Source organism: Comamonas koreensis, assembly GCF_021026195.1.
GTDB lineage: Bacteria > Pseudomonadota > Gammaproteobacteria > Burkholderiales > Burkholderiaceae_C > Comamonas > Comamonas koreensis.
Genome location: NZ_JAJNCT010000030.1, coordinates 111,974 through 137,167, shown reverse-complemented (window position 1 = coordinate 137,167; position 25,194 = coordinate 111,974). Strand labels below are relative to the sequence as shown.

Sequence of the window (25,194 nt, the reverse complement as noted above, 5' to 3'; positions counted from 1 at the left end):
ATTGTCGTCGCCCAGTCCAACCCAGCAGCGCAGCGGGTTTAGCGCCGCGCGATGTGCTGTTCAGTTCTGCACCGCTTCCAGCGCAAACAGTGGCACATCGGCGCGCCGGCTCAGCCACACCCCACCGCCCAGCTCGGTAAAGCCCTGGGCCAGGCCGCGGCGGTAGAGCTCGGCGCGGTGGCGGTACAGGCGCGGGTCGGTCAGCGCATCGTCGATGATGTCGCGCTCATAGTCTTCGCGCGCGACGGCTTCCACATAGAGCGCGCCCCGGCTCAGCCGCGCCAGGTTGGCCAGCGCCAGCTTCAGGTCGGCGGGGCTCAGATACGGCAGCACGCCTTGGCAGATCACCAGGTCAAAGGGCTGGCCATCGGCCGGCGCATAGTCCACGACCGAGCCTCGCTCCCAGCCGTAGCGCTGGCACAGGTACTCGCTGTATTCCACCCCGAGGTAGCTGGCCTGCGGAAAATGCTGCGCAATCGCATCGCGCCACAGGCCGATGCCGCAGCCGACATCCAGCACCCGCTGCACCGGCACACGCACATACTGCAGATAGCTGCAGACAAAGGCACCCAGGCGCGCGGCATGGGCGGGGTCGACCACGCTGGTTTTCTTGTCGAAATAAAAGCGCTGGTAGTACGCCTCGTCAAACCATTGCCTGTCCGCTGATTGCACGCATATCCTTTGTCAATGCAATGCAGCACCGCTGTGCATTGCGCAGGCAGTATCGCGCAGATGGCGCATGCGGGTGGGGCGCTGCGGTATTGCGGCGGGGCGGTTTCAGCGCGGGATGACGGACAGGTTCTCGGGCACGATCTGCTCCTGGCTGCCTGCCGGGCAGGGGCCGTCGGTATAGATGGTCTGGCCGTTCAGCTGGCATTTGCGCGGCACGGCTGCGGGCCGTGCCTGGCCGCTGCCGCCGTCTGGCGCCGCGCGCCGCGCCTGGCTGCGTTGCACTTCTTCGGCACTGGGTGGGGGAGGGGACGAGGCCTTGCGCCACAACCCGCTGGCGGCCTGTTCGGCATCGCCCATGAGCGCTGGGCCACGCCAGGCGAACAGGACGGCAGCGCAGGCTGCCACCAGGGCCAGCCAGATCAGCCGGCGGTAGGCAGGGCGCAGGTACATGGCAGTGGCAATGGGGGTTGGGGCATGGCAGGCACTGTATCAGCCCCCTTGGTAGAAGCGCACATCCAGGTACAGCAGCAGAAAGGCCAGCAGGCTGATGCCCCAGTTCAAGCGCCGGGCCAGGGGCAGGTAGGCTGCGCTGAAATACCACTGCCGGTGCGACGGCAGGTGGCGCAGGATGTAGAGCAGCCCCATCTCCTGCATATTGCTGAAGTGCGGATGGCTGTCCTTCTTGAGCTTCTGGATGATGGAGGCATCGCAGAGCATCACCACCGACAGCACGGTGGCGATGATGGCAGCGCCCAGCAGCCACTGCTGCCAGTCTGGCCCATGCACGCCCAGGCTGAACCAGTGGCTCAGCATCAGCACGGCCAGCACGGCAAACAAGCGGTAGAAGATGGCACGCCAGTGTGCAGGGCTGGGCTCGGTGATTTGGCCTTGGCGGCGCGCCGCGCGGTCAATGATGCGGGCGAGCAGCCAGGCCATGCCATGAAAGCTGGCCTCCAGCAGCAGGTAGATGCCCAAGGCCAGCGCCAGCAACTGCAGCGGCTCGCCCTTGGCCATGCTCAGCACGTCTGGCAGGCCCAGCGGGCGGTGCGGTGGTGCTGCATCCCGGCGCTCAGCTCACATGCTTGCCAACAATGCCGGCAATCTCGAACATGCTGATCTGGTCCTTGCCAAACAGCGGCTGCAGCTTGGCGTCGGCGTTGATCGCGCGCTTGTCCTTGGCATCCTGCAGGCCGTTGGCCTTGATGTAGTCCCACAGCTTTTTGATGACCTCGGGGCGCGAGGTGGCCTCGCTGCCGATCACGGCCGCCAGTGCGGGGCTGGGGGTCAGCGTCGCGGCAACCTTGCGGGGCGTTTTGGCGGCGGTCTTGGTGGCCGACTTGGTAGCGGTTTTGGCCGCCGTCTTCGTGGCCTTGGCAGCGGTCTTGCTTGCGGTCTTCGTGGCGGTCTTGGCCGCCGTCTTGGCGGCCGCGCCCTTGCGGGGCGGGAACTTGCTGTCGCGCGGCTCGAACTCGAAGTTCACCTTGCCGGCCTCCTTGTCCCAGGCCAGGAAGGCCTTGAAGCTGCGGCGCGTGCGGTTGGAGACGAACTTGTCGAGCAGGTCGGTCTTGCCGGTTGCCAGCAGCTTGGCCATCTGGTCGCGCTCGATCGGCTGCTGCAGGATGATCTGGCCGCTCTTGAAGTCGCAGCTGGGCGTGGGCTGCTGGGCCGTGGGCACGGCCTTGCTGCAGACATAGTTGGCGCCATGCTCGAACACTGGCGCGCCGCATTTGGGGCAGGCGCCCAAGGCGTTCTGGCTGCCAAAATCCACCAGCTCGCCCGATTCTTCATCGGACTTGTTGTCTTCGAACAGGAACTCGAACTTGAAGTTGTTGTTGTCCTCGTCGCGCACGATGGCCACTTCGGCAGCAAAGGGCCAGCCGGCCTTGGAGCGGAAGCCGTCGAGCGGGCCCAGCTTGCGGTCGCGCAGCAGCTGGTCGGCCTCGGCGGTCTCGAAGGTGCGGCCTGCAGGCGATTTGGTGAACGAGAAGCCGCAGCCCTCGCCATTGCCGCCCACGCCGGTGCAGGCATAGCGGCGGTAGTTTTCCTTGACCACGCCGCCGCAGTTGGGGCAGGGCGCAGACAGCGTGGCGTAGTCACCGGGGATGGTGTCGCGGTCGTATTCCTTGGCCTTTTTCACCAGGCGCTCGGTCATGGACTGGATCTCTGCCATGAAGGCTTCACGCGAGAGCTGGCCCTTTTCCATTTGCGCGAGCTTGTATTCCCACTCGCCGGTCAGGTCGGCGCGCGAGAGCTCTTCCACCTGCAGGCCGCGCAGCAAGGTCATCAGCTGGAAGGCCTTGGCCGTGGGGATCAGCTCGCGGCCTTCGCGCAGCATGTATTTCTCGGTCAGCAGGCCTTCAATGATGGCTGCGCGCGTCGCAGGCGTGCCCAGGCCTTTTTCCTGCATGGCTTCGCGCAGTTCGTCGTCGTCGATCTGCTTGCCGGCGCTCTCCATCGCGCCCAGCAGGGTCGCTTCCGAGTAGCGGGCGGGCGGCTTGGTCTTGAGGCCCTTGGGGTCGACCGGGTCGGCCACCGGCTTCTCGCCAGGCTGCACCGGCACCAGGTTCTGGCCCTTGTCGCCTTCCTTGGCGTCTTCCACTTCGTGGGCCGCTTCCTTGCCGTAGATGGCCAGCCAACCGGGCTTGACCAGCACCTTGCCTTCGGTCTTGAAGTGGTGCTCTTCCACCTGGCTGATACGGGTGGTGACCTGGTACTCGGCGCTGGGGAAGAACACTGCCATGAAGCGCCGCACCACCAAGGTGTAGAGCTTGTGCTCGGCCTCGCTCAGCGCGCCAGGCGCCTGCGTGGTCGGGATGATGGCAAAGTGATCCGACACCTTGCTGTTGTCAAAGATGCGCTTGTTGGCGCGGATGTAGTTGGCGCCAATGGCCTGCTGCGCAAACGGCGCGAGCTGCTGCATATTGCTGTGGGCCAGCATCTCAAAGGTCTGGCGGGCGACCGGCAGGTAGTCTTCGGGCAGCGCGCGCGAATCGGTACGCGGGTAGGTCAGCGCCTTGTGGCGCTCGTACAGCGCCTGGGCCAGTGCCAAGGTGGTCTTGGCCGAGAAGCCGAACTTGCTGTTGGCCTCACGCTGCAGGCTGGTCAGGTCAAACAGCAGCGGCGATGCCTGCGTGGTGGGCTTGGACTCTTCAGTCACCGTGGCGGGCTTGCGGCGCACGGCATCGGCAATGGCTTGGGCCTCTTGCTGGGTCCAGACGCGGTCGGCCTTGGCCTCCGCGTCGTCGCTTTTCTTCCAGCCCGGGTTGAACCACTTGGCCGGGTAGGCGCCCGCCTGGGCGTTGAACTCGGCGTGGATTTCCCAGTAGTTGCGGCTGACGAACTTGCGGATTTTTTCTTCGCGCTCGACCACCAGCGACAACGTGGGCGTCTGCACGCGGCCCACGGTGGTCAGGAAGAAGCCGCCGTCGCGCGAGTTGAACGCGGTCATCGCCCGCGTGCCGTTGATGCCCACCAGCCAGTCGGCTTCGGAGCGGCTGCGGGCGGCATCGGCCAGGCCCAGCATCTGGTTGTCCGAACGCAGCTTGTTGAAGCCGTCGCGGATGGCTTGCGGCGTCATCGACTGCAGCCACAGGCGCTGGATCGGCTTGCCCAGGCCGCCCTTGGCGCCACCGGCATATTGCTCGATCAGGCGGAAGATCAGCTCACCCTCGCGGCCCGCGTCACAGGCGTTGATCAGCGCGGTGACATCCTTGCGCTTGGCCAGCTTGACGACGGCGTTCAGGCGCGTCTTGGTCTTGTCGACGGGCTTGAGTTCAAAGTAAGGCGGGATGACCGGCAGATGGGCAAAGCTCCATTTGCCGCGTTTGACATCAAATTCTTCGGGGGCCTGGATCTCCACAAGGTGACCCACCGCGCTCGTCACGATGAAGTTCTCGGCTTCAAAGTAGTCGTCGTGTTTGGCAAATTGGCCTGCCACCGGCGTCAGTGCACGAACAATGTCCTGTGCAACGGACGGCTTTTCTGCAATGACCAGGGTCTTGGACATGGGTTCACTCTCATCAAACTGGGGTCTGCCAACACTGTGGGTTGCTGGCGCTTTGAGCACGCTCTTACAATGCACGCTTTACGCGCATGTGCGCGGGCGCCTGCATGTGTACGTGTGCGCACATGCGCATGTGCTTATTTTTAAAGTAGCAGAAAAAATCCCATGCCGAACCATGTTCCCCATTTTTCAACAGGTCGTCGTATCCAGGTACGGCGTTCGGGCGTGCACGGCAGGGGCGTTTTTGCGTTGCAGGATATCGCAGAAGGCGAAGTCATTGTCGAATATGCGGGCAAGGTCATCAGCTACGAAGAAAGCCAGCGCCGCCACCCGCACGACCCGGACCACCCCAACCACACCTTCTTTTTCCAGATCGATGGCGACCGCGTCATCGACGGCGGTGACGGCGGCAACTCGGCCCGCTGGATCAACCACAGCTGCGACCCGAACTGCTTTGCCGAAGAGGTGGATGACCGCATCTTCATCAGCGCGCTGCGCAACATCAGCGCTGGCGAGGAGCTGGGCTATGACTACGGCCTGATCATCGAAGAGCGCTACACCGCCAAGCTCAAGGCCGACTACGCCTGCCACTGCGGTGCGGCCGAATGCCGGGGCACGATGCTGGCACCCAAGCGCGGCTGGAAGCCCAAGGTACCCGCCTCGGACTTGCCCGAGCCGGTGCTGCCCAAAAAGCGCAAGGCCAAGGCGGCCGCTGCCGATGGCGCAAAGCCCGCTAAACCTGCCAAGGCGGAAAAGAACAAGGCCAAGGCCGCAGACAAGGCACTGGGCAACAAAAAAGCCAAGGACAAGAAAAAGAGCGACCAGAAAGCCAAGGCCGACAAGAAGACCAAGGGCCAGAAGATGGCCAAGGCGGGCGCATGAGCGACACACAGAACACGCCCATCCGCTGGCCGGCAGAAGCGATCTGGGAAGCGGTGGAGCCGCAGTTGCCGGGCTTCACGATCGAGGTGCTGCCCAGCATCGACTCGACCAATACCGAGCTGATGCGCCGCGCCCGGGCCGGCCGGCAAGAACCCATCTTGCTGGTGGCTGAGCAACAGACCGCAGGGCGGGGCCGCATGGGCAAGCCCTGGCGCAGCGAGGCCGGTGACTCGCTGCTGATGTCGCTGGGCCTGCCGCTGGCGCCGGCCGACTGGTCGGGCCTGTCGCTGGCCGTTGGGGTGTCGGTGGCGCAAAGCCTGCAGCCGCAGCTGCCTGAGGCTGGCTCCAGCACCCCGACGATTGGCCTCAAATGGCCCAATGACCTCTGGCTGACCGGCGACCACAAGCTGGCCGGCATCCTGGTCGAGACCGCCAGCTTTGTCTCGGCCCGCACGCATGCGGGCGATGGCCAGCAGCAGGCCGAGCGCTATGTGGTGATTGGCATCGGCATCAATGTTCGGGCCCCGCAGGCCGAAGGCCTGTCGACCATTCCCGGCAGCCTGCAGATGCTTGACAGCCGCTGGGACGCGCCACAGGCGCTGCAGGCCGTGGTGCCGCCGCTGGTGGCCGCCATCCAAGCCTTTGCGCAGCAGGGCTTTGCGCCGCTGCAAGCGGCCTATGCGCAGCGCGATGCGCTGGCTTGCCGCGAGGTAGGCCTGAGTGACGGTACGGCCGGCCTGGCCATGGGTGTAGGCGCCGATGGCGCGTTGCGCGTGCAGACCGCTGCGGGTGTGGTGGATGTGACCAGCTCGGAAGTCAGCGTGCGGCCCAAGGCCGGCGCGGCTTGAGCGCGCTGCAGGACCAGAGAATGAAGAGACAGGAGCGGAGATGATTCGTTTTGCCATCGTGCTGCTGCTGGCCAACGCCGGCTACTACGCGTTCTCGCAAGGCATGCTGCGCAGCCTGGGCTGGGGCCCGGAAGACCCCTCCGAGCCCGAGCGGGTGCAGCAGCAGGTCAAGCCCGATGCGCTGCGCATTCTGACCCCGCAAGAGGCCAGGCAGGCCCAGGAGCAGGCGCGCACGGTGACGGCCGAGCCTGCACTGGCGCCAGTGGCCGCACCCGTATCCGAACCTGTTGCCGCAGTGGAGCCAGCTGCCGACAGCGCAGACAAAACGGCAGCTGCCGAGGCCGACAAACTGGCGGCCAAGGCGGCGGACAAGCCCGCTGACAAGCCGGCAGACAAGCCTGAAAAGCCCGAGAAAAAAGAATGCCTGGTCGCTGGCAGCTTTGATGCCAAGCAGATCGAAGCGCTGCGCTTGCAACTGGCCAAGTTGCCAGAGGGCAGCTGGCGCCTGGACAGCAGCACCAGCGCCGGCCGCTGGATGGTCTATGTCGGCAAGTTCAGCAGCCAGGAAGCGCTGGACACGCGCCGTGACGAGCTGCGTGCGCTCGACATCAGCACCGACCGTGCCCGCATCGCGAGCCTGGAGCCGGGCATCTCGCTGGGGCGCTTTTCCAGCGAGGAGGCCGCCGAGCGCCATTTGGCCACTATCGGCAGGAAAGGCGTGAGCGGCGCCAAGGTGGTGGTCGAGCGTCCCGAGACCGTCAGCTACACCGTGCGACTGCCCAAGCTGGATGCAGCCACCAAGAAGCGTGTGCAGAGCTGGCATGTGATGGACGGCAAGGACCTGCGCAGCTGCTCCTGAGCCGGGCTGTTTGGATCAGACGGCTCAGATCTGCGGCTGGGGAGCCAAGGTGGTCGGAAAGCAGACGCTGAACACCACGCCGCGCTGGGCCTGGCGCGGGTGGGCATCTTCCAGGCCCACCGTCGCGCCATGCTGGCGCGCGATTTCCTGCACGATGGGCAGGCCCAGGCCTGAGCCATCGACCTCGCTGCCCAGCACCCGGTAGAAGGGTTGAAAAATACGTTCGCGCTCTTCTTCGGGGATGCCGGGGCCGGAGTTCTCCACCTGCAGCACGATCACATGGCCAAAGGGGTCGGCCATCAGGCGCACATTGATGATGCCCGGCGCGCTGGCGCTGGAGGGCGTGTAGTTGATCGCGTTGTCCAGCAGGTTGCGCACCAGCTCGCCCAGCAAGGTGGCATTGCCGTTGACCCAGACCTCGCGCTCATCGGCCTGCATGCCGTCGTATCCCATGTCGATGTGCTTGGCGAGCGCCCGGTCAATGCCGTCATGCATGGCGTCGAGCACAATCTCGGCCAGGTTGCAGGGCGTGCGCTGCAGCAGCGCACTGGGCCCTTCGGCGCGGGCCAGGGACAGCAGCTGGTTGACGGTGTGGGTGGCGCGCATGCTCGAGCGGCCAATCTGCTGCAGGGACAGCTTGAGGTCGTCCTCCTTGGCATCGGCGCGCTGGGCCATCTCGGCCTGCATGCGCAGGCCCGCCAGCGGGGTTTTGAGCTGGTGCGCCGCATCGGCGAGAAAGCGCTTCTGCGTGGCCAGCGAATCGTTGAGGCGTTCCAGCAAGCCATTGACCGAGTCGACCAGGGGCACCACCTCCAATGGCACATCCTTGTGGTGGATGGGCGAGAGGTCTTCGGACTTGCGTGCGCGGATGCGCTCTTCCAGAAGATGCAGCGGCTTGATGCCGCGTGCCAGCGCCAGCCAGACCAGCAGCACCGCCAGCGGCAGGATGACGAACTGCGGCAGCATGACACCCTTGATGATTTCTGTCGCCAGCACGCTGCGCTTCTCGCGCGTCTCCGCGACCTGGATCAGCGCCAGATTGGGCTCGGGCAGCGACAGCTGCACCCAGATCCAGGCGATGCGCACATCCATGCCGCGCAGCTCGCCATCGCGCAGCTGGACTGTGCCGATGCTGCGCTCCAGATCCTTGGAGGGCATGGGCAGCGCCGATTCGCCCGAGAGAAACATGCCCGCTGGCGTGGTGACCTGGTAATACACCGTGTCGGCATCGTCGGCACGCAGGATCTCGCTGGCCGGCTGGGGCAGGTTGAAATAGGTTTTGCCGCCCTGCACGCCCACCAGCTGCGCCAGCGCATGGGCGTTGTACTCCAGCGCGCGGTCGAAAGGCTTGTTGGCCAGGTCCTGGGCCACCAGCCAGGTCAGTGCCAGCGATACCGGCCACAAAAGCAGCAGCGGCGTGAGCATCCAGTCAAGGATCTCTCCGAACAAAGATCGCTGCTCGCTGCGAAACAGGGCCAAGGCTGTCCTTGTGTGAATGGGCCGGGGGCGGCCATCGCCCCGCTGTCGCCGGATGGGTGGTGATCAGTGGGCTGCAGGCGGGTGGATCTTCTCCAGGCAATAACCCAGGCCGCGCACCGTGGCTATGCGGATGGGGCCCTTTTCGATCTTCTTGCGCAGGCGGTGGATATAGACCTCGATCGCATTGGTGCTGACCTCTTCGCCCCATTCGCAGAGGCGCTCGACCAGCTGGTCCTTGCTGACCAGGCGCCCCGAGCGCTGCAGCAGCACTTCCAGCAGGCCCAGCTCGCGGGCCGACAGCTCCAGCATGCGGCCGTCGAAGGTGGCCACGCGGCCGGCCTGGTCGTAGGCCAGCGGACCGTGCTGGATCAGGCTGGTGCTCATGCCCACGCCCCGGCGCGTGAGGGCCCGCACGCGGGCTTCGAGCTCGGACAGCGCAAAGGGCTTGGCCATGTAATCGTCGGCACCCAGATCGAGGCCCTGCACCCGGTCATCCACGCTCTCGGCGGCGGTGAGGATCAGCACCGGAATAGCCGAGCCCCGGGCGCGCAGCTTTTTCAGCACTTCCAGCCCATGCATGCGAGGCAGGCCCAGGTCCAGGATCAGCAGGTCAAACGCGTTGTTGGCCATCAACGCGGCATCGGCTTCGGTGCCGCTGGAGACATGATCGACCACGGCGCCGGAGTTGCGGAGACTGCGCAGCAGGCCATCGGCCAGCACTTGGTCGTCTTCGGCAATCAATATACGCATGGGGTCTCCTATCGATGTTGTATTGGTGATACGTGCGCTGTTGCTGATTCTAGGTCAGGCTGTGGCGCCTGATGGTGTCAATAGCATAGACCAAAGAAGCGCGTTGTGAGGCCCGTGATGCGCGACAATCGCTGCCTGCTTTTTTGTTGCAGAGACGTAAAACCGGCCAAACCGTCATCCATCCGAAGCATGCCTCACGTAGGATAACGCCTCGTCGTGCCCAGAGCGCGCGGGCACCGGGTCCGTGGCTGGAGGCGACTTTTCAACAGCAGGTGGTGATGAAAGCAGGGTCCAAGGTACGGGTGAGGTGGCAGGCGTCGCAGCGGCAGCGCCGCTTTGTCATGGTGACGGCCATGGTGGTATTGACGGCCCTGTACCTGCAGTGGCACCACATCGTCGCCATGCCCGGGCATGCCGACGCATTGCAGTCTGCACCGCGCTCGGCGCCAGCTGCGAATCTGCCGCACTACCAGGCCAGCATTGATGCCAAGGTGGTCAGCGGCATTGCCGACAACCTCTCGGGCCTGGCCTACAACCCGGAGACCAAGACCTTGTTTGCGGTGACCAACCGGCCGCCCCAGATTGCCGAGCTGACGACCGATGGCGCGCTGCTGCGCGTGGCCTCGCTGCAAGGCGCACGAGACACCGAAGGCATTGCCCATATCCAGGGCGACTGGTTTGCGATTGCCGATGAGCGCAACAACCGCATCCACTGGGTGCAGTTTGGCAAGGATGTGACCGAGGTGTCGCTGGAGCACAGCCCCTATGTGCAGCTGAACGACATCGCCATCAAGAACTTCGCGCTCGAAGGCCTGGGCTGGGATGCCAAGCGCCAGCAACTGCTGGCCGTGACCGAGAAATGGCCGATGCAGGTGCTGGTGATGGATGCGCCGCTGTCCCAACTCAAGCCCGGCCTGGTCGATATGCCAGTATCGACTTGGGAGGTGCCGGCGGTGGAGGGCATGCCCAGCACGGATCTGGCCGCCATCGAGGTCGACCCGCGCAGCGGCAACCTGCTGCTGCTGGGCGAGGAGGCATCGGTGCTGTACGAATACAGCCGTGCCGGTGACCTGCTCAGTGTGATGCCACTGTGGGCGGACATGGCCGGGCTGGCTGATCGCATTCCGCAGCCAGAAGGCCTTGCCGTGGACAACAGCGGCAATATCTTCATCGTCTCCGAGCCCAACCTGTTCTACAAGTTCGAGCGCAAGCGCGGTTGAGCACGCCCGAGCGCTGCCGTTTGAGCGCTCAGCTGTCGGCCCCGTAGACCTCCAGCCCAAGCTTGACCACGGTGGCGACCTGCTCGCCCACTTCGGCGCGGAACTCCTCCTCCGCCTGGGTAACGGCCCGCTCAAAGGCCTGCAGCCACAGCAGACCGGTCTCGGTAAAGCGCACCGTGCGGGCGCGGGCATCGCGTGGGTCGCGCTCACGGGTCACCAGGTTCCAGGCCTCGCACTGGTCCACCAGCTGAGCCATCGCCTGCTTGCTCATACCGGCGCGCGCGGCCAGGTCCACCAAGCGGTCGCCGGCCAGCGACAGGTGGCGCGTGATGTGGATATGGGCGGCACTGATCTGGTCGCGCTCGGCCAGGTGTGACAGCGCCAGCGGCACGGCCTCGTCCTGGGCCATCAGCTGCAGCACCCGGGCATCAAAACGGCGCATTGCGTGGCCCAGCAGGCGGCCCATATGGGTCAAGCGCCAGCTGTCATCGGGCAAGTGGGGCAGAAGAATGGGCATGGCAAACGGGCCTGCAAGGGCTGAAAAAGGGCGAAGTCGCTATTGTGCATATAGTCAATCAAACTGACTAAAAAAATGCTTCTATAAAATATACCCATCCCATAAACTACTGTTCAAGCATCCAGCCTGTATATGCAAACAGCTGGATCCCCAGATCGAAGACATGACCATCAAACGCAAGGAGAAATCCATGAACGCCACCGCAACCAAGCCCGAAGCCAACAGCGAAAAAGCCAAGGCGCTGGCCGCCGCACTGGCCCAGATCGAAAAGCAGTTCGGCAAGGGCACCATCATGAAGCTCGGCGAAGGCGAGGCCGTCTCGGACATCCAGGTGGTGTCGACCGGCTCGCTGGGCCTGGACATTGCGCTGGGCGTCGGTGGCCTGCCACGCGGCCGCGTCGTTGAAATCTACGGCCCTGAATCCTCGGGCAAGACCACCTTGACCCTGCAGGTGATTGCCGAAATGCAAAAGCTGGGCGGCACCTGCGCCTTTATCGATGCCGAGCACGCGCTGGACACCAGCTATGCCCAAAAACTGGGCGTGAATCTGGGCGATATCCTGATCAGCCAGCCCGACACCGGTGAGCAGGCGCTCGAAATCGTTGATAGCCTAGTGCGCTCCGGCGCAGTGGACCTGATCGTTGTTGACTCGGTCGCGGCCCTGACCCCCAAGGCTGAAATCGAAGGCGAAATGGGTGACCAGCTGCCCGGTCTGCAAGCCCGTCTGATGAGCCAGGCACTGCGCAAGCTCACCAGCACGATCAAGAAGACCAACTGCATGGTCATCTTCATCAACCAGATCCGCATGAAGATCGGCGTGATGTTCGGCAGCCCCGAAACCACCACCGGCGGCAATGCGCTGAAGTTCTACGCCTCGGTGCGCCTCGATATCCGCCGTACCGGCACCATCAAGCGCGGTGACGAGGCCATCGGCAACGAAACCAAGGTCAAGGTGGTCAAGAACAAGGTCTCGCCTCCGTTCAAGACGGCCGAGTTCGACATTCTGTTTGGCGAAGGCATCTCGCGCGAAGGCGAAATCCTGGACATGGGCGTCAATGCCCGCATCATCGAGAAAAGCGGTGCCTGGTACGCCTACAACGGCGAGAAGATCGGCCAGGGCCGTGACAACTCGCGTGAGTTCCTGCGTGAGAACCCCGACCTCGCCATCGAGATCGAGAACAAGGTGCGCGAGAGCCTGAACATCAGCCTGCGCCCTGCGGAAGACGGCGTGGTGGACGGCCCGGCCGCCACCGGAACCGAAGGCTGATCGCTGCTGAAGCCTGAACGCTGAGATAGCTGCTTGTGCACAGATGCTGTGCGCAAGCAGCTATTTGTTTTATAGCAATGAGGACGCATGTCTTTTAGCAAACTCTCCCTCAAAGGCCGTGCGCTGCGCTACCTGGCGCAGCGCGAGCATTCGCGCGTCGAGCTGCAGGGCAAGCTCGCGCCCCATGTGGAAGAGGGCGAGGACCTGGCGGCCATCCTCGACGAACTCGAAGCCAAGGGCTTTCTGAGCGCCGAGCGCTTTGTCGACAGCGTCATCCACACCAAGGCTGCCCGCTATGGCGCCAGCCGGGTGCTGCAGGAGCTGCGCCACAAGGGCGTGGATGCCGAGCTGATCGCAGATGCCCGCGAGCGCCTGCGCAGCACCGAGCTGCAGCGCGCCCGCGAGGTCTGGCAACGCCGTTTTGGCAGCCCGCCCGAGAGTCCGCAAGAGCGGGCCAGGCAGATGCGCTTTCTGGCCAGCCGGGGTTTTGGCGGTGATGTGGTGCGCAAGGTGCTGCGGGGCGGGGACGAGGCTTAGCGCAAAGCCATGCCTTTTAGCTATATCTGATAGTTGCAGCCTGGCGTAGCACGCACGGCGACGGTGAATGAAAGTCGGTCTCCACAGGAGATCGAACCATGAAAAGACGACAGTGCGCCAGCACTCTGCTGGCGCTGGGCACCATGCCATGGGCGACGTTTGCCCAACCCAGGCTCAGCACCCGCCATATTCGCGTGGTGGTGCCTTTTGGCCCCGGTGGTGTCGCCGATCTGACCGTGCGGATTGTTGTCCAGCGCATGGGTGAGTTGCTGGGGGGCCAGCCTATCGTGGTGGACAACCGACCCGGTGCGGGTGGGGTGGTGGCAGCAGAGCAGGTTGCTCGCACCGCGCCCGATGGGCATGTGCTACTACTGATGTCCAATGCCAATGCGGTGGCTGAGACGCTGTTCGCATCGCTGCCCTATAGTGCCGTGCGGGACTTTGCCCCGATCTCCTTGCTGGGTTCTTTCGATCTGGCGGTGTTGGTTGCGCATACCAGCGCTATCGATTCCCTGCAGACACTGGCGGAACAGGCCTTGGCCCGTCCTGGGCAGCTCAACATTGGCACGTCGTACCCAGGTAGCACACAGCACCTGGCTGCCGAGCTGCTCAAAACCACGCTGGGTCTGGATGTGCAGATTGTTCCTTTCAATAGCTCAGCACCTCTGGCTAATGCACTGCGCGGCCAGCAGATCGATGCGGCTGTGGACACCTTGGCTCCGTCGTTGCCGCATATTCAAGGCAAACTACTCAGGGCTGCGGCAGTAATGGGGGCGCAGCGCTCCCCGTTGTTACCACAGGTGCCTACCGTGGCGGAGAGCATGCCCGCCGCCAAGGGTTTTGAGGTGGCCTCGTGGAATGCGCTTGCGGCACCAGCAGGAACACCGGTTGCTACCATCACAAGGCTGAGTGATGTGACCAATGCGGCCTTGGCCTCACCCAGTGTGCAGCATCAACTGCAGCGCTTGGGTATCGGCGCACGCGGCAGTACGCCCGCACAGCAGGCAGCCTTGCTGCAGAGCGAAATACAGCGCTGGGCGACAGTGATCGAGCGTGCTGGTATCGCCAAGCACTAACTGAGGTACCGCTTGCAAAGGCCTGAGCAATCTGCTGCGAAGGCTGGCTCGGCGACAATGTCGGCCATGAGTACCGCAGAACAGCCCAACAACCCACTCCATGGCCTGACCCTGGAGAGCATTTTGAACGAGCTGGTCGCGTACTTTGGCTGGGAAGAGCTGGGCGAGCGCATACCGATACGTTGCTTTTGCCTGGACCCGAGCATCAGCTCCAGCCTGCGGTTTTTGCGCAAAACGCCCTGGGCGCGTGAGAAGGTCGAGGGCCTGTACCTGTTCATGCTGCGCGAGAAAAGGCGCAACGGCGGCTGAGCCGCATGCGCCCGCTGCGGCGCCATTGTCACGGCTGTGCAGCGCTGTCCTACCCGCAGGCCGGCTGTCAGACGCTAGGCTAGACGTCTGTTCCGCTTGACGCAGGAGACCGACGATGACCGCGAAAAATACCGTATGCCTCTGGTACCGGGGCGATGCGCTGGATGCCGCGCAGTTCTACGCCCAGACTTTTCCTGATAGCTCGGTAGGCGCCGTGCACCGCGCGCCGGGCGACTACCCCGATGGCAAGCAGGGCGATGCGCTGGTGGTGGAGTTCAATGTGGCCGGTGTGCCGTGCATAGGGCTCAACGGCGGCCCGCATTTCCAGCACAACGAATCCTTTTCGTTCCAGATCGCCACCGACGACCAGGCCGAGACCGACCGCCTGTGGAACGCCATCGTCGGCCATGGTGGGCAGGAAAGTGCCTGTGGCTGGTGCAAGGACCGCTGGGGCATCTCCTGGCAAATCACGCCGCGCATGCTGACCGCTGCACTGTCGGACCCCGACCGCGCAGCGGCTAAGCGCGTCTTTGAGGCGATGATGGGCATGACCAAGATCGATATCGCTGCGCTGGAGGCGGCGCGCAAGGGCTGAGCCATCAGCCCTGTTTCGTTCTACTTGCTGCGGGTACACCACCAGCAGATCAGCGAGCCGGCTGTTACCAGCACCACCCCTTGCCAAAAGCTCCAGGACGGTTGCACCTGCAGCCATACGGTGCCGACCAGCGCCGACAGCACGGGGGTAAAGTACGAACCCACGGCCATCACCGTGAGGTTGCCGGCGCGCAGACCATGGTCCCAGCAGCTGTAGCCCAGGGCGGTGAGGCCGCTGAGCATGCACAGCTGCACGATGGCAGGCAGGGACAGGTGCAGTGCCGGCTCTGCGCTGAGGGCATATTTAACCCAGAGCACCGCGCCGACGGCCCAGAGAAACGCAGGCAGCGCATTGGCGCCATGGGCATAGCGCTTGGCCATGACCGAGTAGCAGGGCCACAGCCAGGCGGCCGAGAACGCCAGGCCATAGGCGAGCGGGTTGCTTTGCACATTGGCCCAGAGACTGGCGATGGACAGCGCGCTGTCTCCCTTGAGCACCAGCACGATGCCGGCCATGGCCAGCAAGACGCCCGGCACCAGGCCGGCGCGAAAGCGCTGCAGCCCAAAGGCCGTCGCCAGCACAATCGTCAAGCTGGGCCAGAGGTAGTTGATCATCCCCAGCTCCAGGGTCTGGCTGCGGTTGCTGGCAAAACCCAGCGACAGCGACAGCGCGATCTCATAGAGCACAAACAGCAGGCCGCAGCCCCAGAGGTAGGCCGGGTGCATGGCGCGCAGCTGGGCCAGGCGCGGCATGCCAAAGCGCAGCGTAACCAGCAAGGCCCCCAACGTAAACACCGCCGCAGCCCCGCCAATGGGGCCCAGGTGCTCAGCCACGCTGCGGAACAGGCCCACCGACGTGGACCAGCACAGCACGGCCGACAGGCCAATCAGGGTGGCGCGTTGCGAAGGGGCCTGGGGAGTTGGGATGGGGGAGGAAGACATGGACGCGGACAGGTGCAGAGACAGGAGCGGAAGGCGCCTTGCATCCTAGCCGGAAAAGCGCAGCCCTGCAGGCAGACGGCCCACGCGCCGCAGCCCTACCTGGCGGCCAGGCTGGCTGGCGCGGTGTGGCTGGCGAGAAATGACGGGATCAGCGCTTAGGCAATATGGCTGCCAAAGACCAGGGCGGCAGCGATGGTCGCCACCACGGTCAGCACGGCAAATGCGATCAGGCCGCGCAGCTCCAGGCGCTTTTCGGCCTCTTGCTCGGCGGTGGTGGGGATATGGTTGGGGCGGGAGTAGTCCATGGGCAGCTCGGAAAAAACGCGGGCAACCCGCCCACTATAGTGCGGCGCGCGCTTTTGGCCATGGCGCGCCGCCTAGGTGTTTGCATGTGTATACAAGGGCTGGCGATGCCACCCTCTGTTAGCAGCTCTTAGCCTGCCAGCTTTTTGCCATCGGCCGGCCCCGGGCTGCGGGTGGTCCACCAGCAGACCAGCGAGCCCAGCGTGACCAGCAGCACCCCTTGCCAAAAACTCCAGGACGGCTGCACCTGCAGCCAGAGCGTACCAACCAGCGCCGACAGCACGGGGGTGAAGTAGGATCCCACCGCCATCACCGTGAGGTTGCCGGCACGCAGGCCATGGTCCCAGCAGCTGTAACCCAGGGCCGTGAGGCCGCTGAGCAGGCCCAGCTGCAGCAACGCGGGCAGGGTAAAGCGCAGCGGTGGCTCGGGGCTGAGCGCGTACTTGATCCACAGCACGGCGGCCACCGCCCAGAGAAAGGCCGGCAGCGCATTGGCGCCCTGGGTGTAGCGCTTGGACACCACCGAATAGCAGGGCCAGAGGCAGGCCGCGCACAGCGCCAGCGCATAGGCCAGCGGGTTGCTTTGCACATTGGCCCAGAGGCCGGCCAGGGACAGCGCATTGTCGCCCTTGACCACCAGCACAATGCCGGCCATCGACAGCAGCACCCCCGGCACCAGGCCGGCGCGAAAGCGCTGCAGGCCCAGCACCGTGGCCATCACCAGGGTCAGGCTGGGCCAGAGGTAGTTGATCATGCCCAGCTCCAGGGTCTGGCCCCGGTGGCTGGCCCAGCCCATCGACAGCGAAAAAGCGATCTCGTTGAGCACAAACAGCAGGCCGCAGCCCAGCAGATAGGCCGGGTGCATGGCCTTGAGCTGTGCGGCGCGGGGCAGGCCAAAGCGCCAGGTGACGAGAAAGGCGCTGAGCGAGAACACGCAGGCGGCCCCGCCTATGGCCCCCAGGTGCTCCGCAACGCTGCGGAACAGGCTCACCAGTGCAGACCAGCAGAGCACGGCAGAAAGCCCAATCAGCGTCGCGCGCTGGCTGGGCACAAGAGGAGGGGTGGACATGGGAGGAGGGGGGATGCAGACGAGGGCGGCTCGCATCCTAGCGGCTATTGGGCAGCCTTGATCGGCCTAAGGGCTTGGCACTGCAAAACACTCGGATATGGCGCCAGTAGCGGCCTGGCAGCGGCCAGGCTTTCGGCTGCCTGGCCGGCCCCATTACCCGGGTCGATCAGTAACCGCGCACCCGGTCAAAGCAGTTGTCCAGCGCCTGGCCGGCCTGCCACTGCGCCATCGACAAGGCCACCTGGCGCGCCTTGGCGCGGCGGCTGGCGCTGGCGGCGATGTGGGGCGTGAGGATGACGCGTGGATGCGTCCACAGCGGGGAGTCGGCCGGCAACGGTTCGGGCTCGGTGACATCCAGCAGCGCACCGGCCAGCTGGCCGCTGTCCAGTGCCGCCACTAGGTCGGCGCTGTTGAGCTGGGTGCCCCGGCCCGCATTGACCAGCTGGGCGCCGGCCGGCAGCTGGGCAAACAGCGCGGCATTGAGGATGCCCCGGGTTGCAGGCGTATCGGGCAGCAGGCAGATGAGCACCTGGCTGCTGCGCAAGAACTCGGCCAGCTCGTCCTGGCCGCAGTAGCTGGTGACGCCATCGATCTGCTTGCGCGTTTGCGACCAGCCCTGCACCGGGTAGCCCACGGCGCGCAGCATCTGCGCGGCTGCAGCGCCCAGGGTGCCCAGGCCCAGAATGCCCACGCGCAGCTCGCTGGCCACATGGGGCGGGTTGAACTCGATCCACTGCTGCTGGCGGTGCTGGGCCAGTGCCCGGGGCATGTTCTTCTGCAGCATCAGGGTGGCCATCAGGCAGAACTCGGCCATGCGCTGCTGCGATTCGCCCGTCACCATGCGCACGATGGGCAAGTTGGCTGGCAGGTCGCGGTCGGCCAGGATGTGGTCCACGCCGGCGGCCGAGCTGAAGATGGCCTTGAGCTGCGGAAAACGGGCCAGCGCACCGGTATCGGGCTCCCAGACCATCGCAAAATCCACTAGGCTGCGGTCGGCGGGTGGCGTGTTCCAGTCATGCACGACCACATGGGGCGCAAATTCGGCAAACAGTGCCGTCCATTCCGGAATGGCGGCGCTGCCGCCGCTTTTGATGATGAGGTGCAGGGGAGTGCTGGAAGCCATGGCGTGGGAGGCGTTGAAGTGCAGAAAGGCGGAAGCGGACAGGGCCGGGCTTACATCGAGCGGGTGCGGTCCCCGGTGGAGATCGCATGCATCGGGTGGCGCAAGGTCGGGTCAAAGGGGTTGATCTGCGCGCTCAAGGTCTTGGCTTCGCGCAGCAGCATGTCGCGCACGATGGGCAGGCGCTCGTCGCTCAGGCGCGCGGTGTGGGTGCCGATCGACAACGCCGCCACCACCTGGCCATTGCGGTCGAACACCGGCACGGCCAGGCCGGCCATGCCTTCGAGCAGGCCGGAGTTCTTGGCGGTATAGCCCTGGCGGTGCGCCTTGTCGATCTCGGTGCGCATGTAGACCTCGTCATAGACGTTGTAGTGCTGCATGCGCGGCAGGTTGAAGCGCAGCACCTCCTCGCGCTCGGCCTCGGGCAGGTTGGCCAGGATGACCAGCGAGCCCTGGCCCACGCCCAGCGCCACGCGACCGCCGATATCGCCGGTAAAGGTGCGGATGGGGAACTGGCCTTCGATGCGGTCCAGGCAGACCGCGTCAAAGCCCGAGCGCACCATCAGGATCACCGTGTCACTGAGGCTGGCGCAGAGGCGCAGCAGCACCGGGCGCGCGAGGCTGCGCAGGTCGCTCACCGCGCCGGCCTGGGCAGCCAGCGAGAACAGATCCAGGCTCAGCCGGTAGAGCTTGTGCACCTGGTCCTGCTCCACCATGCCCTCCTGGATCAGGCCCTGCAGCAGGCGGTGGGTGGTGGCCTGGGTCAGGCCGATTGCCTTGGCCAGATGGGTCACGCGCACGCCTTCGGTCTGGTGCGCGGCCAGCGCGCGCATCACCAAAAAGCTGCGGTGCAGGGTGCCGCGCTGGTGGCTGTTGTCCTCAGAGGTGTCTGTGCTCATGGTTTTCCGGAATAAATTTTCAGCGTCTCTGATTTTTATTCCATTTATCGGAATAAATCAAATTTATCTTCCATTATCAGTGTTTACACCGTGTATGGATTCAAACCACATTCCGAAAATAGATAAATAGTTGCAAATGTCGTTCATCCCTGCGATATGGCTGACGGGCCCCGCAACCACGTGCCACCGAGGTGATTTCCATGAGTTTTCTGCGTCTCCACAACGTCTCCAAACAGTACGGCCCCAACCGGGTGGTCAGCCAGTTCAACCTGGATGTGCAAAAGGGCGAGTTCGTCTCCTTGCTTGGCCCCTCGGGCTGCGGCAAGACCACAAGCTTGCAGATGATTGCCGGCTTTGTGGATGTGACCGAAGGCCGTATCGAGCTGGACGGCAAGGACATCACCCGCGCCAAGGCCAATGAGCGCGGCCTGGGCATCGTGTTCCAGACCTATGCGCTGTTCCCGCACATGACCGTGCGCGAGAATGTCGAGTTCGGCCTGGAGATGCGCAAGGTGGCGCAGCCCGAGCGCAGCGAGCGTGCCAGCGAAGCGCTGGCCCTGGTGCACCTAGGCTCCTATGCCGACCGCTACCCGCGTGAACTGTCCGGCGGCCAGCGCCAGCGCGTGGCGCTGGCCCGGGCGCTGGTCATCAAGCCGCCGGTGCTGCTGCTCGATGAGCCCCTGTCCAACCTGGATGCCAAGCTGCGCGAGGAGATGCAGTTCGAGCTGCGCGAGATCCAGCGCAAGGTGGGCACGACCACGATCATGGTGACCCATGACCAGAGCGAAGCCATGTCGATCAGCGACCGCGTGGTAGTGATGGAGGCTGGCCGCATCACCCAGGTGGACACGCCGCACACGGTGTACGAGCACCCGCACAACGCCTTTATCTCCACCTTTGTCGGCAAGGCCAACCTGCTGCAGGCCACCGTGCATGCCCAGGGCGGCCAGTGGCTGGCCCATGTGGGCGATGTGCAGATGGCGGTGCAGGATGTGCCGGCCGCAGCGGCCAGCCACGGCACGCGTTTGCTGCTGGGCCTGCGGCCCGAGAAAATCCAGTTGTCGGCCACGTCGGCCGGCCGCACCCAGGGCACTGTGCGCGAGCGCTTCTTCCTGGGCAACCTCTGGCTCTACACGGTGGAATGCCCGCTGGGCAGCATCACCGTGACGGCGGCCAACGATGGCGAGGCGCCCCACCAGGTGGGCAGCCAGGTGGGTATCGACTGGTCCGACCGCAATGTGCGCCTGATCGCCGGTGACGGGGTGGCCGCATGAGCGAGCGCCGCACCTGGGCTCCCTGGGCCATGAGCGCTCCGGCGCTGCTGCTGTTTGCGGTGATGCTGGCGGTGCCGCTGCTGCTGACCACCATCCTGTCCTTCAATGCCTACAACGTGGACACCGGTCCGGTCGCGGGCAGCTTCACGATCGAGCACTATGTGCACATCGTCACCGACAGCTACTACTACGAGATCTTCTGGCGCACCCTGTGGATCTCGGGCCTGGTCACCCTGATCTGCATCGCCATCGGCGCGCCCGAGGCCTACATCCTCAGCAAGATGCGCGCGCCCTGGCGCTCCATCTTCTTGCTGATCATCCTGGCGCCGCTGCTGATCTCGGTGGTGGTGCGGGCCTTCGGCTGGAGCATGCTGCTCGGCCCCGAGGGCCTGATCAACGACATCTTCCGCCTCGTGGGCATCGGCCCGGTCAAGCTGCTCTACAACGAGACGGCCATTGTCATTGCGCTGGTGCATGTGATGCTGCCCTTCATGGTGATCCCCGTCTGGACCTCGCTGCAAAAGCTCGATCCTTCGGTCGAGAGCGCCTCGCTGTCGCTGGGTGCCTCGCACTTCACCACCTTGCGCCGCGTGGTGTTTGCGCAGGTGCTGCCCGGCATTCTGTCGGGCAGCCTGATCGTGTTCGGCCTGGCCGCCAGCTCGTTTGCGATTCCCGGGCTGCTGGGCGGGCGCCGGGTCAAGATGGTTGCCACCCTGATCTATGACGAGTACCTGCACGAGCTGAACTGGCCGCTGGGCGCCGCCATCGCCTTTGTGCTGCTGGCCGCCAACCTGGTGATCATGCTGGGCTGGAACCGCATGGTTGAAGGCCGCTACAAGAAGACCCTGGGCTGAGAGGCGAGGTAACTGACATGCAAAAAAACGGACCCATTGCCCTCATCTTCAACGCGCTGGTCATCATCTTCATGCTGGCGCCGCTGGTCATCGTCTGCCTGGTGGCCTTTACCCCGGCCGAGACCCTGACCTTGCCGACCACCAGCTTCTCGCTGCGCTGGTTCGAGCAGGTGCTGCACCATGCCGATTTTGTCCAGTCGTTCTGGAACAGCCTGGGCCTGGCGGTGGCGGCTGCCTCCATCTCGACCGCGCTGGCCGTGCCCGCCGCCATTGCGCTGGTGCGCTATGAGATCCCCGGCCGTGGCGCGCTGCAGGCGCTGTTCCTGTCGCCGCTGATCATTCCCCACCTGGTGCTGGGTGTGGCCATGCTGCGCATGTTCTCGCTGGTGGGTGGCCAGGGCAGCTTTGGCTGGCTGATCTTTGCCCATGCGCTGGTGGTGATGCCCTACACCATGCGTCTGGTGATGGCCGCGCTGATCGGCTTTGACCGCAGCGCCGAGCAGGCCGCCTACTCGCTGGGCGCCAGCAACGCCAAAGTGTTCAAGCGCATCACCTTGCCGATGATCCTGCCCGGCATCACCGGCGGCTGGCTGCTGGCCTTTATCAACAGCTTTGACGAGCTGACCATGTCGATCTTTGTGGTGTCGCCCAGCACGGTGACCTTGCCGGTGCGCATGTACATGTATGCCACCGAGTCGCTGGACCCGATGATGGCCGCGGTATCGGCGCTGATCGTGTTTATCACGCTGGGGTTGATGCTCTTGCTCGACAAGGTCTATGGCCTGGACCGCATCCTGATCGGCAAGCACTGATGGCACACGCAATCCCTCTTTTGCCGGCCGGCCAGCTACAGCGCCTCAAGGAGCAGGGCCGCCAGCCGCTGCAGTTTGTGCTGAACGGCCAGCCGGCCCAGGCGCTGCAGGGGGACACGGTGCTGACCGCTGTGCTGACCCAGTCGGCCCAGCTGCGCAGCCATGAGTTTGCCCATAGCCCGCGCGCCGGCTTTTGCATGATGGGCGCCTGCCAGGACTGCTGGGTCACCCTCGGCGGCGAGCAGGCCGGCCGCAAGCTGCGCGCCTGCTCCACCTTGCTGCAGCCGGGCATGCAGATCTGCACCACGGCAGAGGCCGTGGCCCAAGCTACCGCCACTCAGGTGCAACCATGATTGCCAGCGATTTCTACCTGGACGACCCCCGGCCCGCAGACGGCCCGCCTGTCATCGTGGGTGCCGGGCCTGCCGGCATCCGCGCCGCGCAAACCCTGCTGGCCCATGGCCTGCGCCCGGTCGTCATTGACGAGGCGCCCAAGGCCGGAGGCCAGATCTACCGCCGCCAGCCCGATGGCTTCAGCCGCACGCCCAAGGACCTGTATGGCTTTGAGGCCGGCCGCGCCAGCGACCTGCACCAGACCTTCGACCGCCTGCGCCCGCAGCTGGACTACCGGCCAGACACCCTGGTCTGGAATGCCCAGGGCCACAGCCTGGACCTGCTGCACACGGCGCAGCGCACGGCAGACAGCCTGCGCTGGCGCGATCTGATCGTGGCCACCGGCGCCACCGACCGGGTGCTGCCCTTGCCCGGCTGGACCCTGCCCGGCGTCTACACTTTGGGCGGCGCCCAGGTGGCCCTCAAGTACCAGGGCTGTGCGATTGGCGATGCGGTGGTGTTTGCCGGCACCGGCCCCTTGCTCTACCTGGTGGCCTACCAATATGCCAAGGCCGGCGGCCGGGTGCTGGCGGTGCTGGACACCACACCGGCCGCGCAGCGCTACAAGGCCGCGCCGGCCATGCTGGCGCAGCCGGCGGTGACTGCCAAGGGGGTGTACTTTTTGAGCTGGCTGATGTTCCACGATGTGCCAGTGCACCATGGCGTGCAGCTGCTGCGCGCCGAAGGCGCCGACCGCGTGCAGGCCCTGGTGTGGAAGGATGCGCAGGGCGCCGAGCAGCGCACTGCCTGCAGCGCCATCGGCCTGGGCTATGCGCTGCGGCCTGAGACGCAGCTGGCCGACCTGCTGGGCTGCGCGTTCGCCTTTGCCCCCTTGCACCGCTGCTATGTGCCGCAGATCGATGCCGACCGGCGCAGCAGTGTGCCCGGTGTCTATTTGGCCGGCGATGGCGCCGGCATCATGGGCGCCGATGCGGCCGAGATGTCGGGCGAGCTGGCGGCACTGGCTTTGCTGCAGGACCGGGGCATCCAGACCGATGCCGCGCGCCAGGCCAAGCTGCGCCAGCAGCTGGACAAGACGCAGCAGTTCCGCCAGGCGCTGGAGGTGGCGTTTCCCTTTCCTGACGACTGGGCGGCGCGTGCACCGGACGAGCTGGTGGTCTGCCGCTGCGAAAACATCACGGCCGGCGAGCTGCGTGCCACTGCCGCGAGCCAGCCCCAGGGCGATATCAACCGCATCAAGGCGCTGTGCCGGGTGGGCATGGGCCGCTGCCAGGGCCGCATGTGCGGCGTGGCGGCGACCGAGATCCTGGCCGATACCTTGCAGGTGCCGGTGGCGCAGATTGGCCGCATCCGGGGCCAGGCGCCCATCAAGCCCCTGCCGCTGGACATGACCGTGCTGCCGCAGGACCAGGAGGCCTCCCATGGTTAAGCAACTGGCCACCGAAGTAGTGGTGATCGGCGGCGGCATCATGGGCGCCAGCACGGCGCTGTTCCTGCGCCGGCGCGGTATCCAGGTGGTGGTGCTGGAGCGCGATCTCTGCGGCTCCCGCTCCAGCGGCGTCAACTTTGGCGGTGTGCGCCGCCAGGGCCGCTCGTTGGCGATGCTGCCGCTGTCCCAGCGCGCCCACCAGCACTGGGGGCGGCTGACCGAACTGATCGGCACCGAGGCCGAGTACGAGCGCTCGGGCCACTTCAAGATTGCCCGCTCGCAGGCGGACATGGAATCCCTCGTGCGCTATGCCGAGAAGACGCGCGACTGCGGGCTGGACCTGCAACTGCTCGACGGTGCGGCGCTGCACAAGCGCTTTCCGGTCGGTGGCGCCAAGGTGGTGGGCGGCTCCTTCTGCCCGGATGACGGCCAGGCCAATCCGCGCCTGCTGTCCCCGGCCTTTGCCACGGCGGCTGCGCGGGCCGGTGCCCACGTGTTCGAGCACACGCCGGTGCTGGAAGTGGCGCACAATGGCCAGCGCTTTGTGGTGCGCACGCCCGAGATGGAGATCCGTGCGAATGTGGTGGTCAACGCTGCAGGCGCCTGGGCCGGCCAGTTTGCCGAGCAGTGCGGCGAGCCGGTGCCCATGCGTATACGGCCGCCGGCGATGGGTGTGACCGAGCCCTTGCCCTTCTTCTTGCGCTGGAGCCTGGGCGTGGAGGGCGGCAGCATCTACTGCCGCCAGGTGCGCCGGGGCAATGTGGTGTTTGGTGGCGGGCCCGGCCTGGTGCTGGACGACACCCGCGCCCGCAACCGCCACACCACCGTCTGGGCACAGCTGCCGCAGCTGGTGGAGCTGCTGCCCCAGTTGAAGAACGCCCAGCTGATCCGCACCTGGAGCGGCAACGAAGGCGCCTTGCCCGACCACGAGCCCATCATCAGTGCCAGCAGCCGCCAGGCCGGCCTCTACCATGCCTTTGGTTTTGCCGGCGGCGGCTTCCAGCTGGGGCCGGGCGTGGGCGATGTGATGGCCGAGCTGATCGCCGAGGGCCGCAGCAGCACGCCGATTGACGCTTTCCGCATAGACCGATTTACCGACCCCGCATGTTCTACCTGAAAGGAATC

General features: G+C 65.2%; 27 protein-coding genes. 15 read left to right on the top strand and 12 right to left on the bottom strand.

Annotated features, from left to right (window positions below; all coding sequences use genetic code 11):
- Nucleotides 1–60: 60 nt before the first annotated feature.
- From LPW39_RS21265 to LPW39_RS21250, 4 genes are all read right to left on the bottom strand, one after another.
- A complete protein-coding gene (locus tag LPW39_RS21265; RefSeq protein WP_230779963.1) occupies nt 61–672 on the bottom strand; it encodes a class I SAM-dependent methyltransferase in 612 nt (203 codons plus the stop codon).
- 105 nt (nt 673–777) lie between these two features.
- The gene (locus LPW39_RS21260) at nt 778–1,122 is read right to left on the bottom strand and encodes a hypothetical protein (RefSeq protein WP_230779959.1); all 345 of its coding nucleotides are present in this window, start codon (nt 1,120–1,122) and stop codon (nt 778–780) included.
- A gap of 39 nt (nt 1,123–1,161) precedes the next feature.
- A complete protein-coding gene (locus LPW39_RS21255; protein WP_230779955.1) occupies nt 1,162–1,695 on the bottom strand; it encodes a hypothetical protein in 534 nt (177 codons plus the stop codon).
- Nucleotides 1,696–1,741: 46 nt separating this feature from the next.
- Nucleotides 1,742–4,678: a DNA topoisomerase III gene (locus tag LPW39_RS21250; protein ID WP_230779952.1), complete on the bottom strand. Its 2,937-nt coding sequence runs from the start codon at nt 4,676–4,678 to the stop codon at nt 1,742–1,744.
- 162 nt (nt 4,679–4,840) lie between these two features.
- Here LPW39_RS21250 and LPW39_RS21245 point away from each other — a divergent pair, with 162 nt between their 5' ends.
- From LPW39_RS21245 to LPW39_RS21235, 3 genes are read left to right on the top strand one after another with little or no spacing between them, the layout of a single operon-like run.
- Entirely contained in the window at nt 4,841–5,557 is a 717-nt protein-coding gene (locus LPW39_RS21245) for an SET domain-containing protein (RefSeq protein WP_230779949.1), read from the top strand.
- Entirely contained in the window at nt 5,554–6,405 is an 852-nt protein-coding gene (locus LPW39_RS21240; RefSeq protein ID WP_230779929.1) for a biotin--[acetyl-CoA-carboxylase] ligase, read from the top strand. Before LPW39_RS21245 ends, LPW39_RS21240 begins: the two co-directional genes overlap by 4 nt.
- A gap of 40 nt (nt 6,406–6,445) precedes the next feature.
- Nucleotides 6,446–7,264 carry an SPOR domain-containing protein gene (locus LPW39_RS21235; RefSeq protein WP_230779926.1) on the top strand — a complete coding sequence of 273 codons (819 nt, stop codon included), beginning with the start codon at nt 6,446–6,448 and terminating at the stop codon, nt 7,262–7,264.
- A gap of 24 nt (nt 7,265–7,288) precedes the next feature.
- Here the strand turns inward: LPW39_RS21235 and LPW39_RS21230 are convergent, their stop codons facing one another.
- Both LPW39_RS21230 and LPW39_RS21225 read right to left on the bottom strand, forming a co-directional pair.
- Entirely contained in the window at nt 7,289–8,743 is a 1,455-nt protein-coding gene (locus tag LPW39_RS21230) for a sensor histidine kinase (protein ID WP_230779911.1), read from the bottom strand.
- Between the two features lie 63 nt (nt 8,744–8,806).
- The gene (locus LPW39_RS21225; protein WP_133856277.1) at nt 8,807–9,493 is read right to left on the bottom strand and encodes a response regulator; all 687 of its coding nucleotides are present in this window, start codon (nt 9,491–9,493) and stop codon (nt 8,807–8,809) included.
- A gap of 278 nt (nt 9,494–9,771) precedes the next feature.
- Here LPW39_RS21225 and LPW39_RS21220 point away from each other — a divergent pair, with 278 nt between their 5' ends.
- The gene (locus LPW39_RS21220; RefSeq protein ID WP_230779908.1) at nt 9,772–10,713 is read left to right on the top strand and encodes an SdiA-regulated domain-containing protein; all 942 of its coding nucleotides are present in this window, start codon (nt 9,772–9,774) and stop codon (nt 10,711–10,713) included.
- 28 nt (nt 10,714–10,741) lie between these two features.
- Here LPW39_RS21220 and LPW39_RS21215 read toward each other — a convergent pair whose 3' ends face one another.
- Nucleotides 10,742–11,230: a MarR family winged helix-turn-helix transcriptional regulator gene (locus LPW39_RS21215; protein ID WP_230779905.1), complete on the bottom strand. Its 489-nt coding sequence runs from the start codon at nt 11,228–11,230 to the stop codon at nt 10,742–10,744.
- A gap of 190 nt (nt 11,231–11,420) precedes the next feature.
- Between LPW39_RS21215 and recA the strand changes: the two genes are divergently transcribed.
- From recA to LPW39_RS21190, 5 genes are all read left to right on the top strand, one after another.
- Nucleotides 11,421–12,497 carry a recombinase RecA gene (recA, locus tag LPW39_RS21210; protein WP_230779902.1) on the top strand — a complete coding sequence of 359 codons (1,077 nt, stop codon included), beginning with the start codon at nt 11,421–11,423 and terminating at the stop codon, nt 12,495–12,497.
- A gap of 87 nt (nt 12,498–12,584) precedes the next feature.
- Entirely contained in the window at nt 12,585–13,034 is a 450-nt protein-coding gene (gene recX / locus LPW39_RS21205; RefSeq protein ID WP_230779899.1) for a recombination regulator RecX, read from the top strand.
- A 98-nt stretch (nt 13,035–13,132) separates the two neighbouring features.
- Nucleotides 13,133–14,110 carry a Bug family tripartite tricarboxylate transporter substrate binding protein gene (locus LPW39_RS21200; protein ID WP_230779896.1) on the top strand — a complete coding sequence of 326 codons (978 nt, stop codon included), beginning with the start codon at nt 13,133–13,135 and terminating at the stop codon, nt 14,108–14,110.
- Nucleotides 14,111–14,176: 66 nt separating this feature from the next.
- The gene (locus tag LPW39_RS21195) at nt 14,177–14,419 is read left to right on the top strand and encodes a VF530 family protein (RefSeq protein WP_407928891.1); all 243 of its coding nucleotides are present in this window, start codon (nt 14,177–14,179) and stop codon (nt 14,417–14,419) included.
- A 115-nt stretch (nt 14,420–14,534) separates the two neighbouring features.
- Entirely contained in the window at nt 14,535–15,014 is a 480-nt protein-coding gene (locus LPW39_RS21190; protein WP_230779891.1) for a VOC family protein, read from the top strand.
- 20 nt (nt 15,015–15,034) lie between these two features.
- On the opposite strand, the gene yddG (LPW39_RS21185) is transcribed toward LPW39_RS21190, so the two are convergent.
- From yddG (LPW39_RS21185) to LPW39_RS21165, 5 genes are all read right to left on the bottom strand, one after another.
- Nucleotides 15,035–15,955, bottom strand: a complete 921-nt coding sequence (yddG, locus tag LPW39_RS21185; RefSeq protein ID WP_230779887.1) for an aromatic amino acid DMT transporter YddG — start codon at nt 15,953–15,955, stop codon at nt 15,035–15,037.
- Between the two features lie 155 nt (nt 15,956–16,110).
- Entirely contained in the window at nt 16,111–16,260 is a 150-nt protein-coding gene (locus tag LPW39_RS21180; protein ID WP_230779879.1) for a hypothetical protein, read from the bottom strand.
- A gap of 128 nt (nt 16,261–16,388) precedes the next feature.
- Nucleotides 16,389–17,327, bottom strand: a complete 939-nt coding sequence (gene yddG, locus LPW39_RS21175) for an aromatic amino acid DMT transporter YddG (protein WP_230779876.1) — start codon at nt 17,325–17,327, stop codon at nt 16,389–16,391.
- 166 nt (nt 17,328–17,493) lie between these two features.
- A complete protein-coding gene (locus LPW39_RS21170) occupies nt 17,494–18,450 on the bottom strand; it encodes a 2-hydroxyacid dehydrogenase (protein WP_230779858.1) in 957 nt (318 codons plus the stop codon).
- Between the two features lie 50 nt (nt 18,451–18,500).
- Nucleotides 18,501–19,346 (bottom strand): IclR family transcriptional regulator, encoded by an 846-nt coding sequence (locus LPW39_RS21165; protein WP_230779855.1) that lies wholly within the window; start codon nt 19,344–19,346, stop codon nt 18,501–18,503.
- A gap of 200 nt (nt 19,347–19,546) precedes the next feature.
- Between LPW39_RS21165 and LPW39_RS21160 the strand changes: the two genes are divergently transcribed.
- From LPW39_RS21160 to LPW39_RS21135, 6 genes are read left to right on the top strand one after another with little or no spacing between them, the layout of a single operon-like run.
- Complete coding sequence (locus LPW39_RS21160) at nt 19,547–20,620, top strand: ABC transporter ATP-binding protein (RefSeq protein WP_230779852.1); 1,074 nt, start codon at nt 19,547–19,549, stop codon at nt 20,618–20,620.
- Complete coding sequence (locus tag LPW39_RS21155) at nt 20,617–21,474, top strand: ABC transporter permease (protein WP_230779848.1); 858 nt, start codon at nt 20,617–20,619, stop codon at nt 21,472–21,474. The genes LPW39_RS21160 and LPW39_RS21155 overlap by 4 nt, the downstream gene beginning before the upstream one ends.
- Nucleotides 21,475–21,491: 17 nt before the next feature.
- Nucleotides 21,492–22,286: an ABC transporter permease gene (locus tag LPW39_RS21150; RefSeq protein WP_021026624.1), complete on the top strand. Its 795-nt coding sequence runs from the start codon at nt 21,492–21,494 to the stop codon at nt 22,284–22,286.
- Nucleotides 22,286–22,639 carry a (2Fe-2S)-binding protein gene (locus tag LPW39_RS21145; RefSeq protein ID WP_230779845.1) on the top strand — a complete coding sequence of 118 codons (354 nt, stop codon included), beginning with the start codon at nt 22,286–22,288 and terminating at the stop codon, nt 22,637–22,639. Before LPW39_RS21150 ends, LPW39_RS21145 begins: the two co-directional genes overlap by 1 nt.
- Complete coding sequence (locus LPW39_RS21140; protein ID WP_230779842.1) at nt 22,636–24,069, top strand: FAD/NAD(P)-dependent oxidoreductase; 1,434 nt, start codon at nt 22,636–22,638, stop codon at nt 24,067–24,069. The genes LPW39_RS21145 and LPW39_RS21140 overlap by 4 nt, the downstream gene beginning before the upstream one ends.
- A complete protein-coding gene (locus tag LPW39_RS21135) occupies nt 24,062–25,186 on the top strand; it encodes an NAD(P)/FAD-dependent oxidoreductase (RefSeq protein ID WP_230779839.1) in 1,125 nt (374 codons plus the stop codon). The genes LPW39_RS21140 and LPW39_RS21135 overlap by 8 nt, the downstream gene beginning before the upstream one ends.
- Nucleotides 25,187–25,194: the final 8 nt, after the last annotated feature.

What these genes read in the sequence shown, in the direction of transcription:
- LPW39_RS21170 (WP_230779858.1), bottom strand. Translation starts at nt 18,450, where the DNA reads ATGGCTTCCAGCACTCCCCTGCACCTCATCATCAAAAGCGGCGGCAGC.
- recX (WP_230779899.1), top strand. Translation starts at nt 12,585, where the DNA reads ATGTCTTTTAGCAAACTCTCCCTCAAAGGCCGTGCGCTGCGCTACCTG.
- LPW39_RS21155 (WP_230779848.1), top strand. Translation starts at nt 20,617, where the DNA reads ATGAGCGAGCGCCGCACCTGGGCTCCCTGGGCCATGAGCGCTCCGGCG.
- LPW39_RS21145 (WP_230779845.1), top strand. Translation starts at nt 22,286, where the DNA reads ATGGCACACGCAATCCCTCTTTTGCCGGCCGGCCAGCTACAGCGCCTC.
- LPW39_RS21245 (WP_230779949.1), top strand. Translation starts at nt 4,841, where the DNA reads ATGCCGAACCATGTTCCCCATTTTTCAACAGGTCGTCGTATCCAGGTA.
- LPW39_RS21200 (WP_230779896.1), top strand. Translation starts at nt 13,133, where the DNA reads ATGAAAAGACGACAGTGCGCCAGCACTCTGCTGGCGCTGGGCACCATG.
- LPW39_RS21215 (WP_230779905.1), bottom strand. Translation starts at nt 11,230, where the DNA reads ATGCCCATTCTTCTGCCCCACTTGCCCGATGACAGCTGGCGCTTGACC.
- LPW39_RS21260 (WP_230779959.1), bottom strand. Translation starts at nt 1,122, where the DNA reads ATGTACCTGCGCCCTGCCTACCGCCGGCTGATCTGGCTGGCCCTGGTG.
- LPW39_RS21240 (WP_230779929.1), top strand. Translation starts at nt 5,554, where the DNA reads ATGAGCGACACACAGAACACGCCCATCCGCTGGCCGGCAGAAGCGATC.
- LPW39_RS21160 (WP_230779852.1), top strand. Translation starts at nt 19,547, where the DNA reads ATGAGTTTTCTGCGTCTCCACAACGTCTCCAAACAGTACGGCCCCAAC.
- LPW39_RS21165 (WP_230779855.1), bottom strand. Translation starts at nt 19,346, where the DNA reads ATGAGCACAGACACCTCTGAGGACAACAGCCACCAGCGCGGCACCCTG.
- LPW39_RS21220 (WP_230779908.1), top strand. Translation starts at nt 9,772, where the DNA reads ATGAAAGCAGGGTCCAAGGTACGGGTGAGGTGGCAGGCGTCGCAGCGG.
- LPW39_RS21250 (WP_230779952.1), bottom strand. Translation starts at nt 4,678, where the DNA reads ATGTCCAAGACCCTGGTCATTGCAGAAAAGCCGTCCGTTGCACAGGAC.
- LPW39_RS21140 (WP_230779842.1), top strand. Translation starts at nt 22,636, where the DNA reads ATGATTGCCAGCGATTTCTACCTGGACGACCCCCGGCCCGCAGACGGC.
- LPW39_RS21225 (WP_133856277.1), bottom strand. Translation starts at nt 9,493, where the DNA reads ATGCGTATATTGATTGCCGAAGACGACCAAGTGCTGGCCGATGGCCTG.
- LPW39_RS21150 (WP_021026624.1), top strand. Translation starts at nt 21,492, where the DNA reads ATGCAAAAAAACGGACCCATTGCCCTCATCTTCAACGCGCTGGTCATC.
- recA (WP_230779902.1), top strand. Translation starts at nt 11,421, where the DNA reads ATGAACGCCACCGCAACCAAGCCCGAAGCCAACAGCGAAAAAGCCAAG.
- LPW39_RS21190 (WP_230779891.1), top strand. Translation starts at nt 14,535, where the DNA reads ATGACCGCGAAAAATACCGTATGCCTCTGGTACCGGGGCGATGCGCTG.
- LPW39_RS21235 (WP_230779926.1), top strand. Translation starts at nt 6,446, where the DNA reads ATGATTCGTTTTGCCATCGTGCTGCTGCTGGCCAACGCCGGCTACTAC.
- yddG (WP_230779887.1), bottom strand. Translation starts at nt 15,955, where the DNA reads ATGTCTTCCTCCCCCATCCCAACTCCCCAGGCCCCTTCGCAACGCGCC.
- LPW39_RS21180 (WP_230779879.1), bottom strand. Translation starts at nt 16,260, where the DNA reads ATGGACTACTCCCGCCCCAACCATATCCCCACCACCGCCGAGCAAGAG.
- LPW39_RS21135 (WP_230779839.1), top strand. Translation starts at nt 24,062, where the DNA reads ATGGTTAAGCAACTGGCCACCGAAGTAGTGGTGATCGGCGGCGGCATC.
- LPW39_RS21195 (WP_407928891.1), top strand. Translation starts at nt 14,177, where the DNA reads ATGAGTACCGCAGAACAGCCCAACAACCCACTCCATGGCCTGACCCTG.
- yddG (WP_230779876.1), bottom strand. Translation starts at nt 17,327, where the DNA reads ATGTCCACCCCTCCTCTTGTGCCCAGCCAGCGCGCGACGCTGATTGGG.